General features: G+C 52.6%; 13 protein-coding genes and 2 tRNA genes. 11 read left to right on the top strand and 4 right to left on the bottom strand.

From position 1 onward, the window contains the following. Nucleotides 1-348 precede the first annotated feature (348 nt). Nucleotides 349-423, bottom strand: a tRNA-Asp gene (locus QYL91_RS16090). A gap of 40 nt (nt 424-463) precedes the next feature. Then, nucleotides 464-538, bottom strand: a tRNA-Gln gene (locus tag QYL91_RS16085). Between the two features lie 705 nt (nt 539-1,243). Between QYL91_RS16085 and QYL91_RS16080 the strand changes: the two genes are divergently transcribed. The 9 genes from QYL91_RS16080 to QYL91_RS16040 all read left to right on the top strand — a co-directional run bounded on the left by QYL91_RS16080 (nt 1,244) and on the right by QYL91_RS16040 (nt 14,526). Beyond that, on the top strand, nt 1,244-2,368 hold the full coding sequence (locus tag QYL91_RS16080) for a DNA topoisomerase IV subunit A (RefSeq protein WP_302083792.1): 1,125 nt from the start codon (nt 1,244-1,246) through the stop codon (nt 2,366-2,368). Between the two features lie 59 nt (nt 2,369-2,427). Next, a complete protein-coding gene (locus QYL91_RS16075) occupies nt 2,428-2,754 on the top strand; it encodes a hypothetical protein (protein ID WP_302083789.1) in 327 nt (108 codons plus the stop codon). A gap of 116 nt (nt 2,755-2,870) precedes the next feature. Then, nucleotides 2,871-4,541 (top strand): CTP synthase, encoded by a 1,671-nt coding sequence (locus QYL91_RS16070; RefSeq protein WP_302083786.1) that lies wholly within the window; start codon nt 2,871-2,873, stop codon nt 4,539-4,541. 58 nt (nt 4,542-4,599) lie between these two features. Next, nucleotides 4,600-5,220, top strand: coding sequence for a thioredoxin domain-containing protein (locus tag QYL91_RS16065; RefSeq protein ID WP_302083784.1), 621 nt, complete (start codon nt 4,600-4,602; stop codon nt 5,218-5,220). 35 nt (nt 5,221-5,255) lie between these two features. Continuing rightward, nucleotides 5,256-5,672: a disulfide bond formation protein B gene (locus QYL91_RS16060; protein WP_369685645.1), complete on the top strand. Its 417-nt coding sequence runs from the start codon at nt 5,256-5,258 to the stop codon at nt 5,670-5,672. Between the two features lie 112 nt (nt 5,673-5,784). Beyond that, nucleotides 5,785-7,692: an MBL fold metallo-hydrolase gene (locus QYL91_RS16055; protein WP_302083782.1), complete on the top strand. Its 1,908-nt coding sequence runs from the start codon at nt 5,785-5,787 to the stop codon at nt 7,690-7,692. A gap of 780 nt (nt 7,693-8,472) precedes the next feature. Beyond that, on the top strand, nt 8,473-10,065 hold the full coding sequence (locus QYL91_RS16050) for a hypothetical protein (RefSeq protein WP_302083780.1): 1,593 nt from the start codon (nt 8,473-8,475) through the stop codon (nt 10,063-10,065). Between the two features lie 159 nt (nt 10,066-10,224). Further along, nucleotides 10,225-13,065 carry an ATP-dependent DNA helicase gene (locus tag QYL91_RS16045; RefSeq protein WP_302083777.1) on the top strand — a complete coding sequence of 947 codons (2,841 nt, stop codon included), beginning with the start codon at nt 10,225-10,227 and terminating at the stop codon, nt 13,063-13,065. 117 nt (nt 13,066-13,182) lie between these two features. Then, nucleotides 13,183-14,526, top strand: a complete 1,344-nt coding sequence (locus QYL91_RS16040) for a hypothetical protein (protein ID WP_302083775.1) — start codon at nt 13,183-13,185, stop codon at nt 14,524-14,526. 49 nt (nt 14,527-14,575) lie between these two features. Here QYL91_RS16040 and gyrA read toward each other — a convergent pair whose 3' ends face one another. Then, complete coding sequence (gyrA, locus tag QYL91_RS16035) at nt 14,576-17,113, bottom strand: DNA gyrase subunit A (RefSeq protein WP_302083772.1); 2,538 nt, start codon at nt 17,111-17,113, stop codon at nt 14,576-14,578. 257 nt (nt 17,114-17,370) lie between these two features. Here gyrA and QYL91_RS16030 point away from each other — a divergent pair, with 257 nt between their 5' ends. Then, nucleotides 17,371-18,207, top strand: a complete 837-nt coding sequence (locus QYL91_RS16030) for a PspA/IM30 family protein (protein WP_302083770.1) — start codon at nt 17,371-17,373, stop codon at nt 18,205-18,207. A 719-nt stretch (nt 18,208-18,926) separates the two neighbouring features. Beyond that, entirely contained in the window at nt 18,927-20,672 is a 1,746-nt protein-coding gene (locus QYL91_RS16025) for a sensor histidine kinase (protein WP_302083767.1), read from the top strand. A gap of 132 nt (nt 20,673-20,804) precedes the next feature. On the opposite strand, the gene gyrB is transcribed toward QYL91_RS16025, so the two are convergent. Beyond that, nucleotides 20,805-22,790 (bottom strand): DNA topoisomerase (ATP-hydrolyzing) subunit B, encoded by a 1,986-nt coding sequence (gyrB, locus tag QYL91_RS16020; RefSeq protein ID WP_302083764.1) that lies wholly within the window; start codon nt 22,788-22,790, stop codon nt 20,805-20,807. Nucleotides 22,791-22,850: the final 60 nt, after the last annotated feature.

Below are 22,850 nucleotides of genomic sequence, written 5' to 3'. Positions count from 1 at the left end.
ACGACGGTCGGTGGGTCAGCCTTCCACGTGCAACGCACTCGATACACTGCACGAGCGCGTGATACTGTATGCGTGACTAAATTAGGGGCGTGCTTTGAGCAGACACCGACTCAGCACCCGCAGTGTGTTCGTCAGTGTGTGCTCTGGGATCAGCCCACGGCAATTCTTCATGCGGGTTTCAGCACACGCTGTGGCGCTTGACCACTCGACAACCCACCAGTAATAGTGGGGCTTGTCGGTGGCTGTGTACCCGCTTCGGGGTTGATCCCGCACCGCAGTTTCCACACGACCACAGAACGTCACCATTCTGAAGTGAGTGTGTGATCCTGCGGTGTTCGCTTGGGTGAGCGCCCGGCCTGGGATTCGAACCCAGGTCCGACCCGTGACAGGGGTCGATGATGGTCCGGACTACACTAGCCGGGCAAGCAGGATCATCGAGGAGCAGGGACGCTGCACGGTAAAGTAGTCCCACGCGGATTCGAACCGCGGTCGCGGCCGCCAGAGGGCCGTAGGATTGGCCGTGCTACCCTATGGGACTTTGCTGGGTAGCCGCACAGCTACTGCTCCCGTGTTGTGTCGTGCCAGGTACGCCGAGGTTCACGGCGTACGTCAGAACCATGCCGCGCCTCGCAGCCTGCACCAGCTCTCACTGGGGTTAGGTGCGGTATGTGAAGCACCACGGCGAGGAAAGCGCGTGTTGCCTCAGCGAGGTGCGCGCGGCGTCGCCCGGGTTTGGCGCCCCCGAAGGGGTAGTCCCGTTTGGGAGGTGCCTTGTCCGGGCCGAGTTAGGCACCGACTTGGAAATCGGGTGCCTGAATATCGTGTTCCCCTTCTTGAACTGGGAATTGGAACACATCGGTGGCACCCATGGAGTCGGTGTGGACTTGGTGTCCACATTCTGGCTGGTCGCCGCGTCGGTGGTGGCCGCACGCACCTGCCGCTCTCACGGTGAGGGTGGGCGCGGTCGCGGGTATGGTGCGGCGAGCAGCCATCATGGATGTGTTTTGAGCGCCGCCTCGCTGGGGCGGACCTACTCATCTCTGCATATAGTACCGAAGTACTTAAAGATTGGGGGTTGTTCCGTGCGTCATCAAAAGCAAACGCGGAAGAAGACATCCCACCCCGGAGAAATATTACGGAAGAAGTAATACGCCAAGGGATAAAAACATCGACAGTGAGTGATTCCGGTAGTGTGAATCCCGGCTGCTTTTAACGAAACCACTCATACACAGGACACACCACTATGAGCACAGAGTCCGAGACTGACACGACTCTCGCTTCCCTTGGCGAAACTGCCCCGCCAGAAGACCGACTCCGGCGTCTTGCCGTCCAGCTGACTGAGCAACTCGAAACAGGGGACATCCCACACATCAATGTCCCAACGCGCACCAAGAAAAACATCGAATACGACGAGGAAGACGACGTGTGGGTGTACGGGAACCGCACGTCGACGCGCACCGCGAACAATCCAAGTGGTGCGCGGAAACTACTGAAAGCAATGTACACCATAGAATTCCTCGTCCAGCAGCTAGAAGAAGACCGGTCTTCGACGCTGCGAGAACTCTACTATCTCAGCGAAAGTTGGGACTCTGAAAACGCACAATTCAACAAACAGAGCGAATCAGACAACCTCATCGAAGACCTTGAAATCGTCACGGGAGTGCGGCGTGAGGAATTCCATATGCGCCCAGAGGAATCCGGCGCAACCGTGATGGGGCCACTGAAAATCCGCGAACAAACTCGACGTGGTGAACGCGAGATTCACTGCCAGAAAGACGTTGGTGAGGGCGGCTACCAAATCCCGAACGACCCTGACCAAATCGAATTTCTCGATCACAACGCTGATTTCGTGCTCGCTGTGGAGACCGGTGGGATGCGCGACCGACTCATCGAAAACGGGTTCGACGACGACTACAACTGCATTGTCGTCCATCTGAAGGGCCAACCAGCACGTGCAACGCGCCGTCTCACAAAACGCCTACATGATGAACTCGGCCTCCCGATCACTGTGTTCGCAGACGGTGACCCGTGGTCATATCGCATCTTTGCGAGTGTCGCATACGGCAGCATCAAATCCGCGCACCTATCACGGTACCTAGCGACGCCGGAAGCCCAATTCATCGGTGTACGCCCAAAAGACATCGTTGAATACGAGCTCCCGACAGATCCACTCAGCGAAAACGACATCAACGCCCTCGAGTCCGAATTAGAAGACCCGCGATTCGACACGGACTTCTGGCGCGAACAAATCGAACTCCAACTAGACATCGAGAAAAAGAGTGAACAGCAATCACTTGCCTCGCACGGGTTAGACTTCGTCACCGAGACGTACCTCCCAGAACGACTCGCCGAGATGAATATCCTGTAACGTTTCGCCGCTCATACTAACGTATAAACCACGATAGGTACGACACACAAGTACAGGTAATGTCAGAGGACACTACTGAGCGGTCTGACTCTCTTGTACGGTCGTTGGAAGCCACTGACCTAACCCCGAGCGAACTTTCGGGCTTCGAGAAATTCCTTATTCTTGGGTTCGTCAGCGTTCACGTGGTTTTTGTCACTTCCATCTACGTTGTAGCGTATCTCATGGTAGGGGGTGTCGGCGGATTACTTCCCGTGGTCGGGGTTCTGTTCACCGTTGGGTTATCAGTGATTCATGCTGACCGATGGCAACTCATTGCCATTGGGGGTGGCGTGTTCGGCGTGCTTCCTGCCGTGGTGAGTACAGCTGCGTACCTCCTAATTTTCTGAACACGATATGTCTGAACACGATATGTGACAACCGTCACCTGCCTTGCGCACGGTAGCGCGGGGCTTGTCACTGAACCACTCCAAATCACTAAGGGCTTAGGAACACGAGATGTGATATGCCGACAGAGAGCAGTCCCGAGTACGACGAAACACTCGGTGACAAATTCGTATTCGTTACTGGTGGTGTCATGAGCGGACTTGGGAAAGGCATTACCGCAGCGAGTCTTGGGCGTCTCCTCGAAAATGCCGGGTTCGACGTGACGGCAGTGAAAATTGACCCGTACTTGAACGTAGACGCCGGGACAATGAATCCCTTCCAGCACGGCGAAGTGTACGTACTGGACGACGGCGCAGAAGTTGATCTTGATCTTGGGAATTACGAGCGGTTCCTAGACGTTGAGATGACCGCAGCGAACAATATTACGACAGGGAAAGTCTACCAGGACGTCATCGAAAAAGAACGGAGTGGTGAGTATCTCGGGAAGACTGTGCAGATCATCCCGCACATCACAGATAACATCAAGAAACGCATTCGTGAAGTCGCAGAAGGTCACGACGTGTGCATTATAGAGGTTGGTGGGACAGTCGGTGACATTGAAGGGATGCCGTTTCTTGAAGCTCTCCGCCAGTTCCAAACTGAAGAGGCGAGCGATGATTTCCTGCTCACGCACGTCACATTGCTTCCGTATTCGGAGGCTGGCGAGCAGAAAACGAAACCCACGCAGCACAGCGTGAAGGAAGTTCGAAGCATCGGCCTGCAACCAGACATCATTGTTGGGCGGTGCGAAGATCAACTCGAAGAAAAGCCGCGTGAGAAAATCGCGTTGTTCTGCGATGTACCAACTGACGCTGTGATCTCCAACCCAGATGTCGATGAGATTTACGAAGTCCCGGAAGTCCTCGAGGCGGAAGGGTTCGGTGAATACGTGATGGAACAACTGGGGATTGCAGACGACGCGTACCCAGAGGATGACCGGGATTACAGGTGGCGTGACCGTGTGACTGCTGAGCGCACTGACAGTGTGGAGATCGCGCTTGTTGGAAAGTACGGAATGGATGATGCGTACATGTCGGTGTACGAAGCCCTCAGGCATGCAGGGATGGAGCTTAACACGAGCGTGGAGACGCGATGGGTGCACGCAGAGGACATCACTGATTCTGTCCAGTCACTCACTGGCGTTGACGGGATTATTGTCCCTGGCGGATTTGGCGAACGCGGCGTCGGCGGGAAGATTCGCGCCGCACAGTACGCCCGAGAAAACGATGTCCCCTACCTCGGGTTGTGTCTTGGCTTCCAAGTCGCCGTCATTGAATACGCGCAGAACGTGCTCGGGTTGACTGCGGCGCATTCCACAGAATTCGACGAGGACACGCCACACCCAGTCATTGACATCATGCCGGAACAGTACGATGTGGAGAATCTCGGTGGGACAATGCGACTTGGCGCATACACAGCTGCAATTGAATCTGACTCTCTCGCAGACACACTGTACACTGGTGATACGTGCGAGGGTCGGCACCGACACCGGTTCGAAGTGAATCCGGACTACATTGATCGTCTTGAGGCAGGCCAACTCACGTTTTCTGGAGAGATGAACAATCGGATGGAACTCGTCGAGTACGCTAAGCACCCGTTTTTCTTTGGGACGCAGTTCCATCCCGAGTACAACTCTCGACCATTGTCGCCGAGCCCAGCCTTCGTCGGATTAGTGACCGCAACACTGGACCGGTCGGCATACGCGACAACTACCGGTTGGGAAGGAAAACCAGCGGCGGATGCACGCTAACTTTTTATTGTGAATCACACTTACGGAGTGATATAGAATGCGTTTGACCGACACAACTATGTCTCGTCGCCAGGTTTTGAAAGCCGGCGGAATGACAGCAGCCACTGCCCTTGCTGGATGCTCAAACCTCCCTGGGACAGGGAGTGGCGGGAAATCTTATGAGGATCTTTCTAACCCGTATCTTGGCGATGAACAGGGTGATGTTGTTGTTGAAGTCTGGGAAGATTACTCGTGTTCTCACTGTCGCGCATTTAATTTGAAGGTTCTTCCTCGGCTTTACCAAGAGTACATCAAAGATGGGAGTATCAAGTACGTTCACCATGACTACCCGCTCCCGATGAATAGGTGGTCGTGGGATGTCGCGTATGTAGCTCGGAAAGTCCAGGCTTCAGCTGGCCGAGAAGCGTTCTGGGTTTTCGTGAGGAACGCCTACGAGTATCAATCTGATTACAGTGTGGGGACACTGAAATCGATCGCGGACAAGATGACAAAAACGGAATCGAGTATTGTGGAACCCGCTATTCAAAATCAGGCCTACCGGAAGACAATTGAGACAGATAAACAGAAAGGCGAGAACAACGGGGTGGAAGGCACGCCATGGGTTACCGTTAATGGGGAACAAGTCCCGAGAGATTTCCGGTCGATTAGTGCACAAATTGAGAGTCTGAAGCAACGGTGAATTTCTTCGGCGTGTATGAACCATCCCACTATGTCATGATGCTTCGAAAGCAAGTCACTGATAGTCGTGTTGTGTTCGGGGTGGCAGGTTGCATCGCAGTAGTTGCAACTCTCGGGAGTCTGTCTTATAGTAATGTGCTCGGATTTTTCCCGTGCGAGCTGTGTTGGTTCCAGCGAATTTTCATGTATCCGCTTGTTCCATTACTCGGGTACGCCGCCTATATGCGCTCTCGAGAACTCGCACCGCTGATCTTAGCTTATACTCTTCCAGGAGCAGCAATCGCCGCGTATCATTCGTACATTCAGCTTGCTCCAAGCGCAAGTTGTGGTTCTCTTGCATGCTCGACAGTAAACATACGAATTCTCTGGTTATCAATTCCAAACCAAGCACTCCTCGCATTTCTCCTGATATCCTCTCTGGTCGGGGTTCTCGTACTCCAGCACGATCGCTGAATGTGTCCCTGTCAAGATTTCTGCAATGTTTAACAAGCCCTAGCGCATAGTTCAAACACGGGCCTGAATAGCCGAAATCCCGTTCAGACCCGGTAAATTACCGTGATAAACTATGAACGTGTCATTCGAAAATGCGAACCCGAAGTACGGCGACGAATCATATCTCATCAAATTTCACGACGACATAGAAGACACTACAGCGTGTCTTCTCGTCGATGCAGGGAAAAACGTCGATCCAGAATTCCTCCTTGACGACGATGAACGGCTTATTGGTGTGCTTGTCACGCACGCACATCTTGACCACATCAAATCCTTATCAGAAGTCGCAGAGGCGAATGTGCCTATTTACACGTCAGAGGGAACTGCGGCTATTCTCGAAAATATCCTTGACGAAGGCGCGAAAAACTATGGGACATCTGAAACTCCAGAATCAATAGCAACATACCCAGAACTCCATGAAGACAACTCATGGGAATCTGAAACTGTTGTAGACCATCTGAATCCAATCACAGACTGGCAACAAATCTTTCCCAATGTCGAAATACACCCATTGCCTGTAGGGCATACGCCCGGTGCGTGCGGATTCATCATCCGGTTTTCCGACAGTGGTGAAACAAAACATATCCTTGTGACCGGTGATTTCACGTTCTCAAACGTCGCAGGCTATCGCGGTCTCACACCACCACCCATTGATATTGACGCAGTGTTTCTCAACTCACCAACTGCTTCTGAAGACATTGTCACTGAAAATGGCGTCAACACAGAGCTCACAGATGCTATTGGCGCACTATACGAAGCAGCAACCGCTGGGCAACGTGTTGTTGGCGCCGCAACAGCGCTAAGTGGTGTGCATATCGCATACCTAGTGAACCACCTCATAGACTACTTTGAAGATACTATCCAGATTCGTGTCACCGGCCTTACCGCGAAAATCTACAAGGACCTAGATTACGATCTTCAACATGTCACTGCGACACCTGTGTATGATGACCCCGATGATGTCATCGAACCTGGGACGATTACAATCACAGGGCCTGAAGAACCAATTGGCGGCGGGGCGAAGGTACTGTTCGACGCGATTAAAGATGACGGGAATGCGACGTTCATTCAAGTACTGACATCCGGTGAGCCTGTGTCAAGCGCTGCCTGTACGATCGCCGCATATGAGTACGAAGTTCATCCGAGAGAAGAAGCAATTGACGACTTCATCAACACCGTTGCGCCGATGGAAGTGATTGTTCAACACGGAAATTACGGCACGTTCAAAGACAAATATCCTGCAAGCTTTCTTTGGACTGTTGAACACGCAGCAGAAGATTATTTACTGTATCACACCGGGCGCTGGCATCCACCAACGTGGGTCACTGAGAGTGTCGAACGGCAGATTCGCACTGAAAACGACCAACAGCCGACGTTTGAGGACACGTTCGGTGATGAGCAAATTGCGACGTTCGATTCCGTCCGGCGCGTAGACCCTCGTGACGTCGAGACAGACGCAGCTGAAGACTGCCCAGACGGCGAAATCCCCGTGTTGTACAATGAAGGCGTGTCCATTCAGCGACTCAAAGACCAAACGATGGTCGTGACCAATCCCAACGACAAGAGTGTAGCAACCCCGGGGAGTGGTGCGCGGAGCAGTAGCAAAAAGGAGAAAGCGCACGCAACGGATGGCAGCGGGGGTGTGGCGCACGAGCAGGTGAATGCTGAGCCGCAGCCGGACCCGGGGATTGAGTCGCCTTCAACACCACCAAACCAGAAAGATGAGAACGAAGAACAGAATGACACTGCTGTGACTACTCATGTGGACAATTCTGAAGTGAGCGAAGAAGGCACCGCGTCACAAGAAGTGTTGGGTGACATCGAGGAACGGCTTGCTGCGGTTGAACAGGCGGTAAGTGGTGATGACGTGACCGGTCAGGTCGTGGACGTTGGGAGTGATGTGACTCTCCTGCGAGTTGATGCAGATGCCGTTGGTGACGACTTAGAACACGGTGACGCAGTCGAGCTCACAATCCGGTGAAACTCGCCTCAGGTAGGAGTGGTGCTTTGGGGTAGGCTGACATATTTAACTATACCTTTCGTATATCCAAGTAACCAAATCACAGTGGTGAATCGTCAATATGCATATTTACAATGTGCGCTGCCCGTTGTGTTCGGGGAGTCAAACCCGAATAGAGATACCTGATTCATGGGCGATATTCCGAGTTGAAGGATACAGTAGTGACCCGGAAAGAAAGTGGGACTATCTAGAACCAGATCCCGATCGTGTGTATGGCGTTCGGAATTTCATAGATCAAAAAGAACAAAAACGCCTCGAAGCAACATGCCAGAACGGCCATCATCTCCGGGTTTACACGGCAAATTACGAGGTATTAGGAGAAGACGATGCACTGTACGGACCGGGGAAAACACCGGTTGTGACATGCATCCACTGCGGATATAATTTCGGTGAACACAATACGTTCAATCGTCGAGAAACAACTGATCCGGAAAACCATCTGATTCTCCGATCAGTATCACGCATCGCACAAACTGGACACAAAGAAGTTGAAACGCTTTCACGGAAAGCGTGCCTGCAATACGACCAAATTTCGAGGCAGAAAGAATGCCCAAACTGCGGGAAGTCGGTGTTCTTCAATTATCGGAGTCGGAAATTCGATGCAGACCTGAAGTTCTTGGGGCACCAGGAACAACAAGACGAGGTGTGAAATCTGAGCGGGCGTACTATTTAGTAGTTTAACCCACAGGCCAGTCAGCCAATGAAACTTATTGCTTCAACACATACCAACCGGTGAAGCCAATGAAACGGAAACAGAAGTTCGCAGCTATTGCAATAGTCGTGTGCATCTTCGGAACGATTTTTGTTCCCGTTCTCGACGTCGACGGTGATGGTGTCGCCCCGTTCAATGAAATTCTTAGCGGGACTGATCCACTTGATGGAGACACCGACAACGACGGACTTGGTGACGGCGTTGAACTCCAATCAGGAACAGATCCAACAGACCCGGACACTGATGATGACGGTCTCAAAGACGGAACCGAAGCTGAACTCGGGACTGACCCGACAACTGCTGACACAGATGATGATGGAGTGAACGATCAAACAGAGTATCAACGTGACATAGACCCTACTGAGGCAGATTCAGACAATGATGGGCTCAACGACGGGGTCGAACTCCGACTCAACACATCTCCAACGAAGGCCGACACAGACGGAGATGGACTAGACGACAAGAAAGAACGACAACTTGAAACAGATCCCACTGAGGCGGACACAGATAACGACGGGCTTAACGACGGGAAAGAGGTTGAAGTCGGTTCTGACCCGCTGACAAAAGACACCGATGACGACGGGCTTAGTGACGGGCGTGAAGTCGAATTTGACGCGGATCCACTGATTGCAGATACTGACTACGATGGCGTGAATGATGGGCGAGAAGTAGAATTAGGAATGGATCCAGCGAAGGCAGATACTGACGGTGACGGGTTGCTTGATAGTGAAGAACTTGAGCAGGGGACAAACCCAGCGAAGGCAGATACCGACAGTGACGGGGTAGCGGATGCACAAGAACTCCAGGATCTCACAAACGTAACGAATCCAGATACGGACGGTGACAACCTTGCTGATGGGTGGGAGAAAGCAGGTGAAACACCGGGTGGCCTTCCTCTCCCTGATGCAAACCCGCGACAGATGGATATCTATGTCACCGTCTACACGACAGAGGGGCACTCTCTCTCGCCGACTGTCAAAGAACAGGTTCGTGAGAATTTCCGAGACATGCAAGTCATCAATCCGAACTACAAGTCTGGAATTCGCGTGCATTTCGTGCAGTCGGAATCTCTCGATATGGAGGCAGGACTCCCCGCAGAAGAGTACCACAGGAAAATCAGAAAGCTATCGGCAGCAGAAACAGAGCTCCCAATCTATCATTCTGTCGTTGTCACAGAGTTTGCTGACTCAACTGCAAATATGCTTGACCCGCTGAACACCGCAAAGACCACCGGTCTATCCGCTCGTAACTCGACGCCTGAGACGAGAAATTACGGTGCGTCACAACCTTGGAATGGGAGCTTCACAACTACCGTTCTTGGGAAAGGCGCCACACCAGGCTATTTCACTGTGATCAAAAACGGGCAAGACGGGACAGCATCCACAGTCTTGACGCATGAACTCCTACATAACGTAGTTGGGCAACGAACGGGTGAAGAGTGTGGGACAGCACATACCTGCTCTGGGTGGCTTGCGCCCCAAATCAGCGATACTACTGAGTCACTGCCGGAATCTGTGCAGGAACTACTCCGTGATGAAGGGTTTGCGCCAGACCGCTTCGAGCCGGTCTCAGTCGAACCGCCATTCAACAAAACGGAGAACCGCACCAGTCACAACTCTTAATCCTCTCTTTTGCAGGCGATTTTCGGTACTCTGGTAGTGCCGTGAAACGCGAACTTTTACCCGGATCACCTCCCTACCTGTGAGCATGCATCAACATGCCTCAACCGCTGTACAGGTAACCGTCTCAGGCCATTCAGCAACCGATCTGAAGGTGATGCCATGAGTTCAGACGACGGAGGCCGCGACGGCCGTGATGCTCGCGCAGCCGAAGCAGAAGCAATCGCCACCGGTGACCAGTCTATCGCTATCCACAATTCCAGTGACACTGACGAAAACACTCCGAGTTCGGACTTCGACGTTGACACAGAGCTCACTGCGCACAAATGGGGTCGGTTCTTCCCATTCGATGAACCATACCCACAGCAAGTAGACGGGATTCAAACCGCGACAGAAATCCTTGCTAATGATGGGTACTTGCTTGCAGAAGGTGCATGTGGCACTGGGAAAACAATGATCGGACTCACAAGTGGCCTGCACGCAGTATTTGACCCGCACTATATTAACTCTCAGACAGGGGACTTACCCGTCTATTCTACAGTCTTCGCAGTGACAAGCGTCAAACAACAACTCAAACAATTCGTTGCTGATCTCCGAACAATCAACGCGAACTACGACAACACTCCCACAATGGACAACCCTGTCGGCGGCGTCGTGCTTCGAGGGAAATCAGATCTTGTCCCGTACGCCCGAGAGAACTGCGGGCCTTACGGTGACAACGACACCGGCGACACCGCAGACTCCACGAACGAGTCACTCGACGATGGCTCCAAATCCACGCATGAAGCTTCTGAAGACATCCGCGAAAACACCGCGAACATCATTAAGCGCGGTAGTAACTTCCCGTTGGACTGGAGTCGGACCACCATAGACCCGCCTGCGGAAAGCCGAAGTGACGGCCCTACCCCGGACGACGAAGACGGGGACGCCTGGTACGACGAACACCGCGCCGAAGCAGTCGTGCAAATCGCCGCGAACATCAACGGAGAACGACTTGAGACAGCCGGATCAGTTGCGCCGTACCCCGAAGAAACACCAACTGCGCGGGATTTCGTCCGTGACCGGTCCGGGATCAACGGGCAACCCGTCCCCACTGACTATCAGGGCTACGTAGACCCGTTCTACGCGAAGTACTTTGCCGCAGATGAACTCCCCATCCAATTCCGCGATGGGGACAACTATGTGCTTGACGGAGAAGCCCTCATCACCACTGGCGTCGAGCAGGGTGTCTGCCCCCACGCATGTCTCAGCGACCTCCTTGAGCAAGCGACAGTCGTCATCGGGAATTACTACCACTTGTTCGATGAAGATACACGAATGCTTGCTGAGGAAATCATCGGGGACGATACTCTTGCCGTCGTTGACGAGGCACATATGCTCGAGGAACGCCTCAGAGATTCCTTGTCTGACTCACTGAGCATCTACGACGTCCGCCGCGCTGTAAACGATCTCGGGAAAGTCATTGAAATCTTGGAAGGCGATCTTAATGCGAATGTCTACGATAACGTTGCCGATGATGAATTTGTTGACCGGGCGCTCAGCTCAATCCGAGAGGAACACGCGACCCGATACCAGCAAATCCAAGAGGGAGATGACACCTTCGATGTGGACACTGTGAAGAGAGCGCAGCGATTCCTCAGCTGGCTGGAAGCCCAGATTAAATCCGAAGCGATGGACTACTTCGATGAGACGTACAGCGCGTACAACGGTCGGCCAACCGACGCACTGGACGACAACGCCATCGAAGAGTACGACCCGGAAATCCCGTTGCAGAAACCGGACGAAGTTGACACAGACAATATCGTTGAAGCATTCCATGAAACCAACCAGTTCGACGATGACATTTGGCGGACTCTCGGCGCACTTGGCGAAGAGCTCGAGACGTACATGAGTGAGGACGAACTGCTTGACCGCACGCCCACAATTGGGGATGTCGGTGAATTCGTCTCCAGGTGGCGGCACGAATCTGACATCGAATACTTCCGTGAACTTCAGTTAGAATACAGCCCGAAGAAAGCGCCAATGCCCGGATTCAACGGTGCGCCGTGGACGAAGGTGTTCAACGCTAATCTGTACTTGTATAATTGCATCCCGAGTGACAAACTTGCAGAGTACTTCGACGAGCTTGGCGGTGGGATCCTCATGAGCGCTACACTCCAACCATTCGACCTGTTTGAGGCGGCATCCGGACTGAGCGCTGTCAAAGATGGTGAAATCCCGATTGGGAACAAAACCAAGAACACGGAAGGACGCCCGGTAGACACCGTGCAGTATGGGCTAATGTTCGATGAGTCGAATCGCGCAAGTCACGTCGTTACGGCGGAACCGTTCACATACGATAACCGGACAGCAGATAATCACTACGGCCCGCCAACCCATGATCGGGACACGATGACGAGCACACGCGAAACGTACCGCGATGCAATCATCGACATCGGCGCCAGTCACGGGAATACGCTACTGTGCCTCCCATCGTATACTGAAGCCGTATGGGCAGGTGAGGAACTCCGCAACGCACCTGGCATCACGAAGGATGTCCTCGTGGACGAAAGTAGTAGCGCTGAAGAGACAACAGCAATGCTGAACGACTTCTTTGAGAGTGACAACCACCAAATCCTCGTGACAAGTACACTCGGGACGGTCACCGAGGGCATCGATTACGACGGTGAGAAACTCCACTGTTGCGCCGTCATTGGTGTCCCATATCCGCGAATGGACAAGAAACGCCAAGCAATCGAAGCTGCATACGACGACCGGTTCAACAAAGATGGGTTCGACGCTGGTGTGAAGGCACCGACCATCCGAAAAGCACGACAAGCAATTGGGCGTGTGATTCGCGGATCTGACGAAGAAGGTGTGCGGCTACTGGTTGACAGCCGGTACAACGCTGGAGGATGGAGTGTGAACGATTACTTGTCTGAACAGGAGCAACACGAATTCACACCCGTGTCGCCACGGGATCTCGGTGAAACTCTCACAAAGTTCTGGAACAACCAGAAGTAGCTCCATCCCCGAACTGAGCTCCGAGACTTTTCCTCAATCACCGTCGCGTTGGTTTGTCGGCAGGCTAGACTATTTCCCTGTGTACTATCTTAGGTGTATGTAAGAACGTGGCAAAGCATGTCGTCCGAACAATCGAAAATAGACACTTCCGACGCCGACACCAATCCTACAACCCCGCAACCCGGTTTCAACTGCGAGATGTGCGCCGATTTCATCGGGACACTCCCTGAACTCAAGGAACACATCACAGAAGAACACGGATTATGGTGGGGTGCATACAAGGAACGACGCGCAGAATTCACTTGCCAGACCTGTTCGGAGCCACTTGACGAACCAGCATTCTACTGTAATGACACCTGCCGTGACAAAGACACCTCACCACCAAATCCATGTCCATGGTGTGGAACAGCACTCCCTCACGACATCGCACCTGTAGACAACGCCCACGACTGCCCGGACGAACCGGACACTCACACTGCTCCCGAGAAACATACCGAAGACTCAACCATGGACAACACCCATCCTACTCCTGAGGACGCCGACACACCAACCGAAAATTCAGAAGCGTTAGTGAGTGGTGAAAACGTAGTCTCAAAATTCGACTTTGAAGATCACAGGAATACCGATGACGAGCGATACGTTGAGCCGCCACCAGGTGAAGAAGACAAGCCAGAATACCCATTACTGTCAGCAGACAGCGACGGGAACGTTGACTTCGAAGTTTCGCTTGGCAGTACATACGACGTTGATGCGAACTTCATTTGCGATGAGTGTAACGACTTCAGCACGGACAACATCTCTGTCCTCCGAGAGCACGTTGAATCTGACTCTGAGCTGACGTGGAATGACTATCTCAACGCGCACCCATTACACCGGTGTGCACACTGCGAAACAGTGCTTAGTGATATCGGGCAAAAATACTGTGAACCATGCGAATCCGACCCTGAAGTGGACACCAGCAATGACAAAGTCCCGTGTCAATTCTGCGGTACCACATGGGTTCGCGTCGATGACCCATTCTGCTCTGCTGAATGCGCTGCTGGAGCGCTCGAATACGGAGGACCACTTGACGCACCAACGAACCCCGACGATGCGTACCTGTCTTCACCGCTCCGATCAAAAGACGGTATTCCATCATCCGCACCGGTAATCCACACCTATCGATTCGTCTGCCGGCACTGCTACGAGTACGGAAGTGACGACCTGCACGGCCTCGCTACGCACGTCGGGAAAGGCCACGACATCGAATGGGCTGAGTACATCCACCGGTTCCACCTGCGTGAATGCCGCACCTGTGAAAGCGCACTGTACTCCCTCACGACACGGTATTGCGATATGGAATGCCAACGAAACGACCCCGACCCGGTCGATACGTGCATCGGGTGCGGCGGCCCTGTAGACATCGGGAACATCTTCTGCTGTCAGGCGTGCTTCCACCAAAACCAAGACATTGTGAAGTAGAGTAGCGGAACGGGTGGCAGGGGTGGGGATTCGCTGTCAGCTGTGTCCGCTACGGTGAGGTGTCAGCGACAGTTTCCTCGGTGGAGTCTTCATCTCCGGTAGCGGCATCAGATTCGTCTTCAGCGAGGGCCGAATGGCCAACAGCGATACTCGCCACGGTGTCCATCTCCTCGAGGCTCATAATCGTGACACCCTTCGTGTTCCGACTCACCTCAGAGATGTCGGCAACGCTAGTGCGCATGATCTGCCCGTTATGACTCATCACGATGAACTCGTCATCGGCAGCAACAGGTTTCACATCCGCGACCGGCCCGTTCCGCCCCTCAGTCTTAATGTCAATCACACCTTTCCCGTTGCGAGACTGCTGGCGGTATTCGGATAGCGCAGTGCGTTTGCCGTATCCATTCTCAGTGATGGTGAGTAGTGCTTTGTCGCTGCCGTTTGCGGCGACCATCCCACCGACCGTGTCGTCACCTTCCAGCTGCATTCCATGGACACCGCGTGCTGTGCGCCCCATCGACCGCACGTCGGTTTCATCGAACCGAATGGTCTTCCCGGCTTTCGACGTCAACACGAGATCCTGGTTTCCGTCTGTGATTTCAACATCAACGAGTTCGTCGTCGTCACCGAGCTTCGCGGCGATGATACCCGTCGAACGGATGTTTTGGAATTCGCCAGCTTCGGTACGTTTCACATACCCCTGCTCGGTAACCATGGACACATACTGATCATCGCTGAACGACCCGGCATCGACGAGTGCCGTGACTTCTTCGCCGTCACCCAAGTCCAAGACATTCACGGCAGACTGGCCACGCGCTGTGCGACCAAATTCGGGAATGTCGTATCCTTTCAGCTGGTAGACTTGGCCGTGGTTTGTGAAGCAGAGAATGTCTGCGTGCGTGTTTGTCACGAACACCTCGGACACCGTGTCGGAATCTTTCAAGTCAATCCCGATGATGCCTTTCCCGCCGCGGTTCTGCGTGTCAAATTGCGTGACACCCATCCGTTTGATGTAGTCGTCTTCAGTGAGTGTCACAATGATGTCTTCCTGCGGGATGAGATCTTCATGTGTGACACTCCCAGAGTCTTCAATGATGCTCGTGCGGCGATCATCAGCGTAACTCTCTTTAATCTCATCGAGTTCTTCGATGATGACTTCATCAAGCCGGTCATCGTTTTCCAGAATCTCCGTGAGCTCCTCAATACGGGTCTGAACGTCTTCATACTCGTTTTTAATCTCGGTAGCCTCCATCGACGTCAGCGACCCGAGCTGCATTCGACAGATGTGCTCAGCTTGCGCTTCAGAGAAGTCATACTCGTCTTCGAGTGCACCGACCGCAGTATCTCGGTCTTCACTATCTTGGATGAGTTCCACGATGTCTTCCGCGTTGTCAAGTGCTTTGAGACGTCCCTCGAGGATGTGCGCGCGGTCTTCGGCTTCATCAAGCTCGAACTGGCTCCGGCGCCGGACGACCTCACGCCGATGGTCGATGAACTCTTGGAGAGCTTCTTTCAGGTTGAGAACCTGGGGTTGCCCGTCCACAAGCGCGAGCATGTGCACGCCGAACGTCGTCTCCAGGTGGTTGTCAAGGAGTTTGTTTTCGACAACGTCCGTGTTGGCGCTGCGCTTCAGATCGATCACGACACGGATACCGTCGCGGTCACTCTCATCGCGGATGTCGGTGACACCTTCAAGATCACCGTCGGTGACATCATCCGCAATACGCTCAATCATCCGCGCTTTCTTCTCCTGGTACGGAATCTCCGTGATGATGATGCGGTCAGACCCGTTATCGCGTTCCTTAATTTCGTAGTCGGCGCGCATCCGTACTTTCCCGCGGCCAGACTTGTACGCCTCGTAAATACCATTCCGCCCAACAATCGTCGCGCCAGTTGGGAAGTCCGGACCCGGGACGTGCTCCATGAGATCGTCGATACTGGCGTCCGGGTAAGAGATGAGGTGCGTTGTCGCGTCAATGATCTCGCCGAGATTATGCGGCGGGATTTTCGTGCTCATCCCGACTGCGATTCCCGTACTTCCGTTCACTAGGAGGTTCGGGAACGACGCTGGGAGCACCGTCGGTTCTTCGAGACGGTCGTCGTAGTTACTCTCAAAGTCAACCGTGTTTTCTTCGATGTTACTGAGGAGTTCCTCGCTAATAGGGCTCATCCGCGCTTCGGTGTACCGCATTGCTGCGGCAGGGTCATCGTCAATTGACCCGAAATTTCCTTGCCCGTCAACGAGAGGGTGTCGCATTGAAAATGGCTGCGCCATCCCGACAAGTGTGTCGTAAATTGCGGAGTCGCCGTGCGGGTGATAGTCCCCCATCGTAGTCCCAACAATACTTGAACTTTTTCGGTGCCCGCTGTTGCTGGTGACGCCATCTTCGTGCATCGCATAGAGGATGCGACGGTGCACAGGTTTCAAGCCGTCTCGGGCGTCGGGTAGGGCGCGGCCAGCGATGACGCTCATCGCGTAGTCAATATAGCTTTGCTCCAGTTCATCTTCGAACCTGACGTCCCGGACTTCAGCCGCAAAGTCAGGGTTGGAAGCGTCAGACGAATTCGTAGGTGGTTCCGTACTCATAGTGTTAACTCAGACTTGTGGATATCGACAAGTTTCGCTGTTGTGCTATGACACTCACGTATACCGGTTCGAGGCATTTCAATCCCCGCACTTGCGCGCGCAAGCGCGCGATGCTTTCCCGGTGAGAATGTTCTTGTGATCGTTTGGAAAGACACGACATCAGGACACCGGGAAAGATGAAAGCTAGGAAAACAAACGCTTTTGAAAGTGTGTGGATTACGGGATTGTAAGGTCACACGACCTGGTGAACACCAATCATGGGTATCTTCGCACGAGCGTCGCATATCATCCGCGCAAAACTCTCTAAACTCTTAGACAGCGTTGAGGATCCGGGCGAACAATTAGACTACAAGCACGAACAACTGAAAGATCAGTTGCACGATGTGCGGGAAAGCATCACGGAAGTTGCGAAGGAGCGCAACCGATTAGAAACGAGACGAGACAACCTCAGATCTGAGGTTGAGAAGCATAATGACCAAGCCCGGGAAGCGATGGAGGCTGGCCGCGAAGACCTCGCACGACGGGCATTAGAGAAAAAGAAAGAGAAGATGGCGCTAGTGGAAGAACTAGATGACCAAGTTGCCACCCTGCAAAATCAAGAGGATCAACTCGTCGAGCAGAAGGATGATCTGAAGTCGCAAATCGAAAAATTCCGGACGAAAAAAGAGACGCTCAAAGCACGACACAGTGCTGCTGAAGCAAGCGCATCCGCAGCTGAAGCAGCAACTGGCGCCGGGACGGACATGGAATCTGTCGGACGTACCATAGAAGAAATGGAAAACGAAATTGAAGAGAAAGAAGCGCGTGCAGACGCGATTGATGAACTCGAAGAAACAGGTGCGCTTGATAACGCGCTCGACGATCGAGATCAAATCGAGCGAGAATTAGACGAAGAAATCCGCGATTCCGAGGTCGAAGGTGAGCTACAAACACTCCGGGAGGATGTTCATGGGACAGCTGACGGTGAGGAACCCCCCACAACCACTACTCCTGATGCGACCGATGAAGAGATGGATGAACTCGAGGCTGAACTCGAAGCAGAAGACGCAGGCACGAAACGGGATTCCGAACCGGTAGCAGAAACTGAGTCCTGAAACACACGCCGAACTGACTTGTTGTTGGGGGAGTTGCAGAAGTCTTGACTCCTTCGTGTTCGTGTTGGAGTGGATTAAGTCGCGGTGACTGCGTGCCAGAGATCGCACGCAGCCGCAGTATCGAGGTGATGACCAATGAAACACATGACACGAGCTATTGCAAATGAAACAGGAAGCATCGTTCTGTGGAGTTTCATTGACAAGCGTTAGTGAAGAAAGTCTGGGTAGGGGGAGTGAGTCGAATACAACAAAACTAAGAATGGCGGAATCTTCAGTAGTACTCACCAATGAATAGTTTCTTCGGGGGTGTCGCATTGGCGTTGTGTTTTTTGTTCGCACTTTTTACACGGTTTGCATATTTCACTGATACTTATCACTTCTACCGACGAATCAGCGCCTTCTTATCTGGTATTAGCGCGGTCTTGTTTGCGGTTTACCTCACCGGGTTCAAACTCACATCTATGGGGCCGCCATACAAATTCTGGCAGATAGTTGAAGTCGCCGGTCTGGGAGGCATTGTAATTACGATTGTCACTGGGTTCTGGTATTCTCTTAGTTACCTGCTTAGACGAACACGGAATGAGGCTCGTGACGAGTACGACGATCCTCATGCTTTCCGACTACTCAATGACCGTGAAAAATGAAACTGTCAGGCATAATGGCTTAACGTGATTGGACGCTAGGTGTTTATTTTCATCCGGTATCTAGACTGGGCTAGGATGAACTATCTGAACCCCGGAATCAGCACGGTCTATCTCATTGGGGCTCTTTCATTAATTGCTCTCTCATGGTACCTCTACAGTGAGGTGGGGACTGAACGAGGGAGTGAATATATTGTTGCAACCATTCTTATTGGAGCGATCGGCTGGGGGCTCTTTGCTGTCAAAACCGTCATGACGGGCATCCCAGAGCAAAAATTCATACTCGCAATGGGAGGGTTAACACTGATCCTCAGTGCGGTGTTTGTTTTCGTTTTTGCTAGTATTTATACTGGTGACCGATTCCATGAATCTCTTCACTCACGACTATACATAGGCGCACTCATCGGTTCATACGTTGCTGTCACGATTGTTGACTCGGCCACATCTGCTGATTTACTGTATGGGAAAGCAGTCACACAGGCATATGCTGGATACACTTACACTTCGTTTGAAGAGCTAGCCATTCTCTCCGTGACAGCGTTTGGTGCGTACGTTCTCTTGGGGTATGGAACACTCTCACTATTCAGATACTGGGACAATGCAACTGGCTCCGAGAGAACCACTCAACTTGTCATTGCAGGAGTGCTTATTGCTGTATTCGCAAATCTGATGAGTATTTCACTGGACGAATCGGTTCTTGCAGCACTACCATGGTCATCTACTGGAATGCTGACTTTCGGGATTTTAACGACTTTCGCTGTGAAAAACGGGATGCTTGATGTTGAAAGTGTCACTGGGCCCGTGTTCGATAACACCAGTGAACAAGTATTCGTCTTGAATAGTAACAAGGAAATCGTGGACTACAATGCCGCCGTTAAACAGACATACTCGAGTGTCCTCCATCAAGACTACATTAACAATCCCATCGCACAACATCCGATGTTTGACGAGGACACAATTACCGAAATCTTCGAAGACAGAGATGACGCTGGCAGATTCTCGATAGTGGTGGGAGATCAGAAACACTGGTACCTACCGGACCTAACGCCCATTGAATTTAGTGGGAACCGTGACGGGTACTTGCTGATTCTACGAGAGGTGACCGACGAGGTCGAGTACGTGAAGAAAGTTGAGCAACGGAAACGAGACTTGGAACAGTTCTCAAGTGCTATTACGCACGATATTAGGAATCCGTTGAATGTTGTGACAGCTAACCTCGGTCTAGCAAAAGATCACCTGGACTCCGGAGAACATGATGAAGCTTTCACACGCGTTGACAAAGCAGCAGATGCAACTAATCGGGTTGAGCAGATCATCACCGACATGTACGAGATTATCCAAGAGAAAAACACCGACATCACAGTATCGCCAACTCCAGTTAAGAAAGTAGTCACTAGAGCACTCTCCACCAGTAACTTGCAGGATTCACTCACTGTAGACGTCTCCAACGCTCAAATCGAAGCCGACAAGAACAAACTACAAACAGTATTCGAGAATTTGCTCAAAAACTCCGATGCACACGGCGGCGATAATATAACAATCTATACCGAAAACACGCACGGCGAACTCGGGAAAGTCGTCTACGAAGACGATGGCCCCGGGATTGACGAAGAAATAGCAGATGACATCTTCGAATACGGCTATTCCGATGGTGGAAGCTCTGGATACGGCATGTCCATCATCCAAGCCGTTGTTGAATCTCATGGCTGGGAAATCGAAGTTGACACATCACATGACACTGGTGCTCGATTCGTCATCACTGGTGTCAAAATACTCCAGAAAACCCCCGAACAGTCCTCCACGTCAAAACGCGCCATCAACTAACGCGAGTCTACAGGCGGAGCAGACCGAGTATCTCGGGGCTTGACCCCGGAGTAGTTCACGATCGACATCCGGCAGAAATGATGGACTTCATTCCCGCCCACGGTAGTCGGAGAAACCCGCGGTGCTTTTCGTTTAGATGTCTACCCAGTCAGCTTGCGCGGAATTCTGACGGATGAATTCTTTTCGCGGTTCGACTGCATCACCCATCAGTGTGCTACACATCTTATCGGCTTTCGCAGCGTCTTCAACAGTGACACGTTTCAGAATCCGTCTATCCGGATCCATTGTTGTGTCCCACAGTTGTTGTGGGTTCATCTCACCGAGCCCCTTGAACCGCTGCACCTGTGAGGGATTCCCGTTACACTGCTCGTTGATGATGCGTTCACGTTCCTGTTCGGTCATCGCGTCATACGTTTCTCCGCCATCTTTGATGCGGTACAGTGGCGGTTGTGACGCGTAGATGTATCCTTGCTCAATGAGCGGCCGCATATGCCGGTAGAAAAAGGTCATCAGGAGCGTTCGGATGTGTGCTCCGTCGACGTCAGCGTCGCACATGAGGATGATACGGTCGTATCGCGCATCATCAATGTCGAATTCGTCGCCAATCCCAGTACCGATCGCGGTGATGAGATTCCGGATTTCGTTGTTTTCAAGAATCCGGTCAAGACGATGCTTCTCGACGTTCAGAATCTTCCCACGGATCGGAACGATAGCTTGGAATTCGTTGTTACGGGCTTGTTTGGCGCTTCCCCCAGCGCTGTCGCCTTCCGTTACAAACAATTCCGTGTCCGCGGCCGATTGCTGCTGACAGTCAGCGAGTTTCCCAGGGAGGCTCGTTGAGTCAAGCGCGTTTTTCCGGCGTGCTAATTCTTCGGCTTCTTCGGCTGCTTTCCGGGCTTTCGCCGCTTCGACGGCCTTCCCAACAAGTCCCTTTGCCGCATCCGGGTTCTCGTCGAAAAACGTGGTGAGCTCATCATGCATAACACTCTCCACGACACTGCGTGCATCACTGTTCCCGAGTTTTGTCTTTGTCTGGCCTTCGAACTGTGGGTCGGGGTGCTTCACGGAGACAACGGTTGTCAGACCGTCGCGCACGTCTTGCCCTTTCAGGTTCTCATCCAGATCATCGAGCATTCCGTGCTCGGCTGCGTAATCGTTCACAATGCGCGTCAGCGCGGTTTTGAACCCGGTGAGGTGTTTCCCACCTTCGCGTGTGTTAATGTTGTTGGCGAAGCTGTGCACGGACGATTGCACATCTTCAGTGCCTTGCATTGCGATCTCAACTTCGATTTCCGTCTCTTCATCGAAGTCATGAACAAAAATAACATCCTCGTGGATGGGTTCGCGGGTCTCGTTCAGATATTGAACGTACTCTTTCACGCCACCCTCATAGAGGAATGTATCCGACCGACCCTCAGCAGGCGTCCCCTCTTCAGAATCAGTATCACCATCGCCAGTATCTTCACTAGAAGTCGCCTCATCCCGGTCGTCACGGAGTGTGATTTCAACACCGCTGTTAAGGAACGCGAGTTCGCGGAGACGGTCTTCAAGGGTTGAATACGTGAAATCGGTTGTGTCAAAGATTTCGTCATCAGGGACGAATGTGATGCTGGTCCCGGTGGACTCGTCAGCATCCATGTCTCGGGCACGCTCGAGATCATGGACCGGATAGCCGTGGTCGAATTCTTGACGCCACACACCGCCGTTTCGGTGCACCGTGACTTCAAGATCTTTCGAAAGCGCATTCACCACGCTGACACCAACGCCGTGAAGTCCGCCAGAAACTTGGTAAGACTTGTTGTCGAATTTCCCACCAGCATGCAGCTCGGTCATGATAACCTCAACCATTGACCGGTCTTCTTCTTCGGTGGTGCCGACAGGAATTCCACGCCCATCGTCTTCAACGGTGACGCTCCCGTCGTTATTCAGTGTGACTTCGATGTGGTCACAGTACCCAGCGAGCGCCTCGTCGATCGAGTTGTCTACAACCTCGTAAACGAGATGGTGGAGACCGCGGATATCTGTAGAACCGATGTACATCGCAGGCCGTTCTTTCACGCCATCAAGGCCTTCCAGAACTTGGATATCTTCGGCTCCGTAATCTTCGTCAGAACTCATTGTGTGACGTCTCTGAGTACGGGTTATGTCGGGATAAATGCCCGGAAATCTCGGCAGTCG

The sequence above is a fragment of the Salinibaculum rarum genome (assembly GCF_030505615.1).
In the GTDB taxonomy this organism is placed as follows: Archaea; Halobacteriota; Halobacteria; order Halobacteriales; family Haloarculaceae; genus Salinibaculum; species Salinibaculum rarum.
The sequence above is the reverse complement of the archived record's forward strand: the minus strand, read 5'-3'. Positions and strand labels throughout refer to the sequence as shown.

Bases quoted from the DNA above. Each gene is read 5' to 3' on its own strand.
- QYL91_RS16065 (WP_302083784.1), top strand. From the start codon at position 4,600: ATGTCTCGTCGCCAGGTTTTGAAAGCCGGCGGAATGACAGCAGCCACT.
- QYL91_RS16050 (WP_302083780.1), top strand. From the start codon at position 8,473: ATGAAACGGAAACAGAAGTTCGCAGCTATTGCAATAGTCGTGTGCATC.
- QYL91_RS16025 (WP_302083767.1), top strand. From the start codon at position 18,927: ATGAACTATCTGAACCCCGGAATCAGCACGGTCTATCTCATTGGGGCT.
- QYL91_RS16030 (WP_302083770.1), top strand. From the start codon at position 17,371: ATGGGTATCTTCGCACGAGCGTCGCATATCATCCGCGCAAAACTCTCT.
- QYL91_RS16045 (WP_302083777.1), top strand. From the start codon at position 10,225: ATGAGTTCAGACGACGGAGGCCGCGACGGCCGTGATGCTCGCGCAGCC.
- QYL91_RS16080 (WP_302083792.1), top strand. From the start codon at position 1,244: ATGAGCACAGAGTCCGAGACTGACACGACTCTCGCTTCCCTTGGCGAA.
- QYL91_RS16070 (WP_302083786.1), top strand. From the start codon at position 2,871: ATGCCGACAGAGAGCAGTCCCGAGTACGACGAAACACTCGGTGACAAA.
- gyrB (WP_302083764.1), bottom strand. From the start codon at position 22,790: ATGAGTTCTGACGAAGATTACGGAGCCGAAGATATCCAAGTTCTGGAA.
- QYL91_RS16055 (WP_302083782.1), top strand. From the start codon at position 5,785: ATGAACGTGTCATTCGAAAATGCGAACCCGAAGTACGGCGACGAATCA.
- QYL91_RS16075 (WP_302083789.1), top strand. From the start codon at position 2,428: ATGTCAGAGGACACTACTGAGCGGTCTGACTCTCTTGTACGGTCGTTG.
- QYL91_RS16060 (WP_369685645.1), top strand. From the start codon at position 5,256: ATGATGCTTCGAAAGCAAGTCACTGATAGTCGTGTTGTGTTCGGGGTG.
- gyrA (WP_302083772.1), bottom strand. From the start codon at position 17,113: ATGAGTACGGAACCACCTACGAATTCGTCTGACGCTTCCAACCCTGAC.
- QYL91_RS16040 (WP_302083775.1), top strand. From the start codon at position 13,183: ATGTCGTCCGAACAATCGAAAATAGACACTTCCGACGCCGACACCAAT.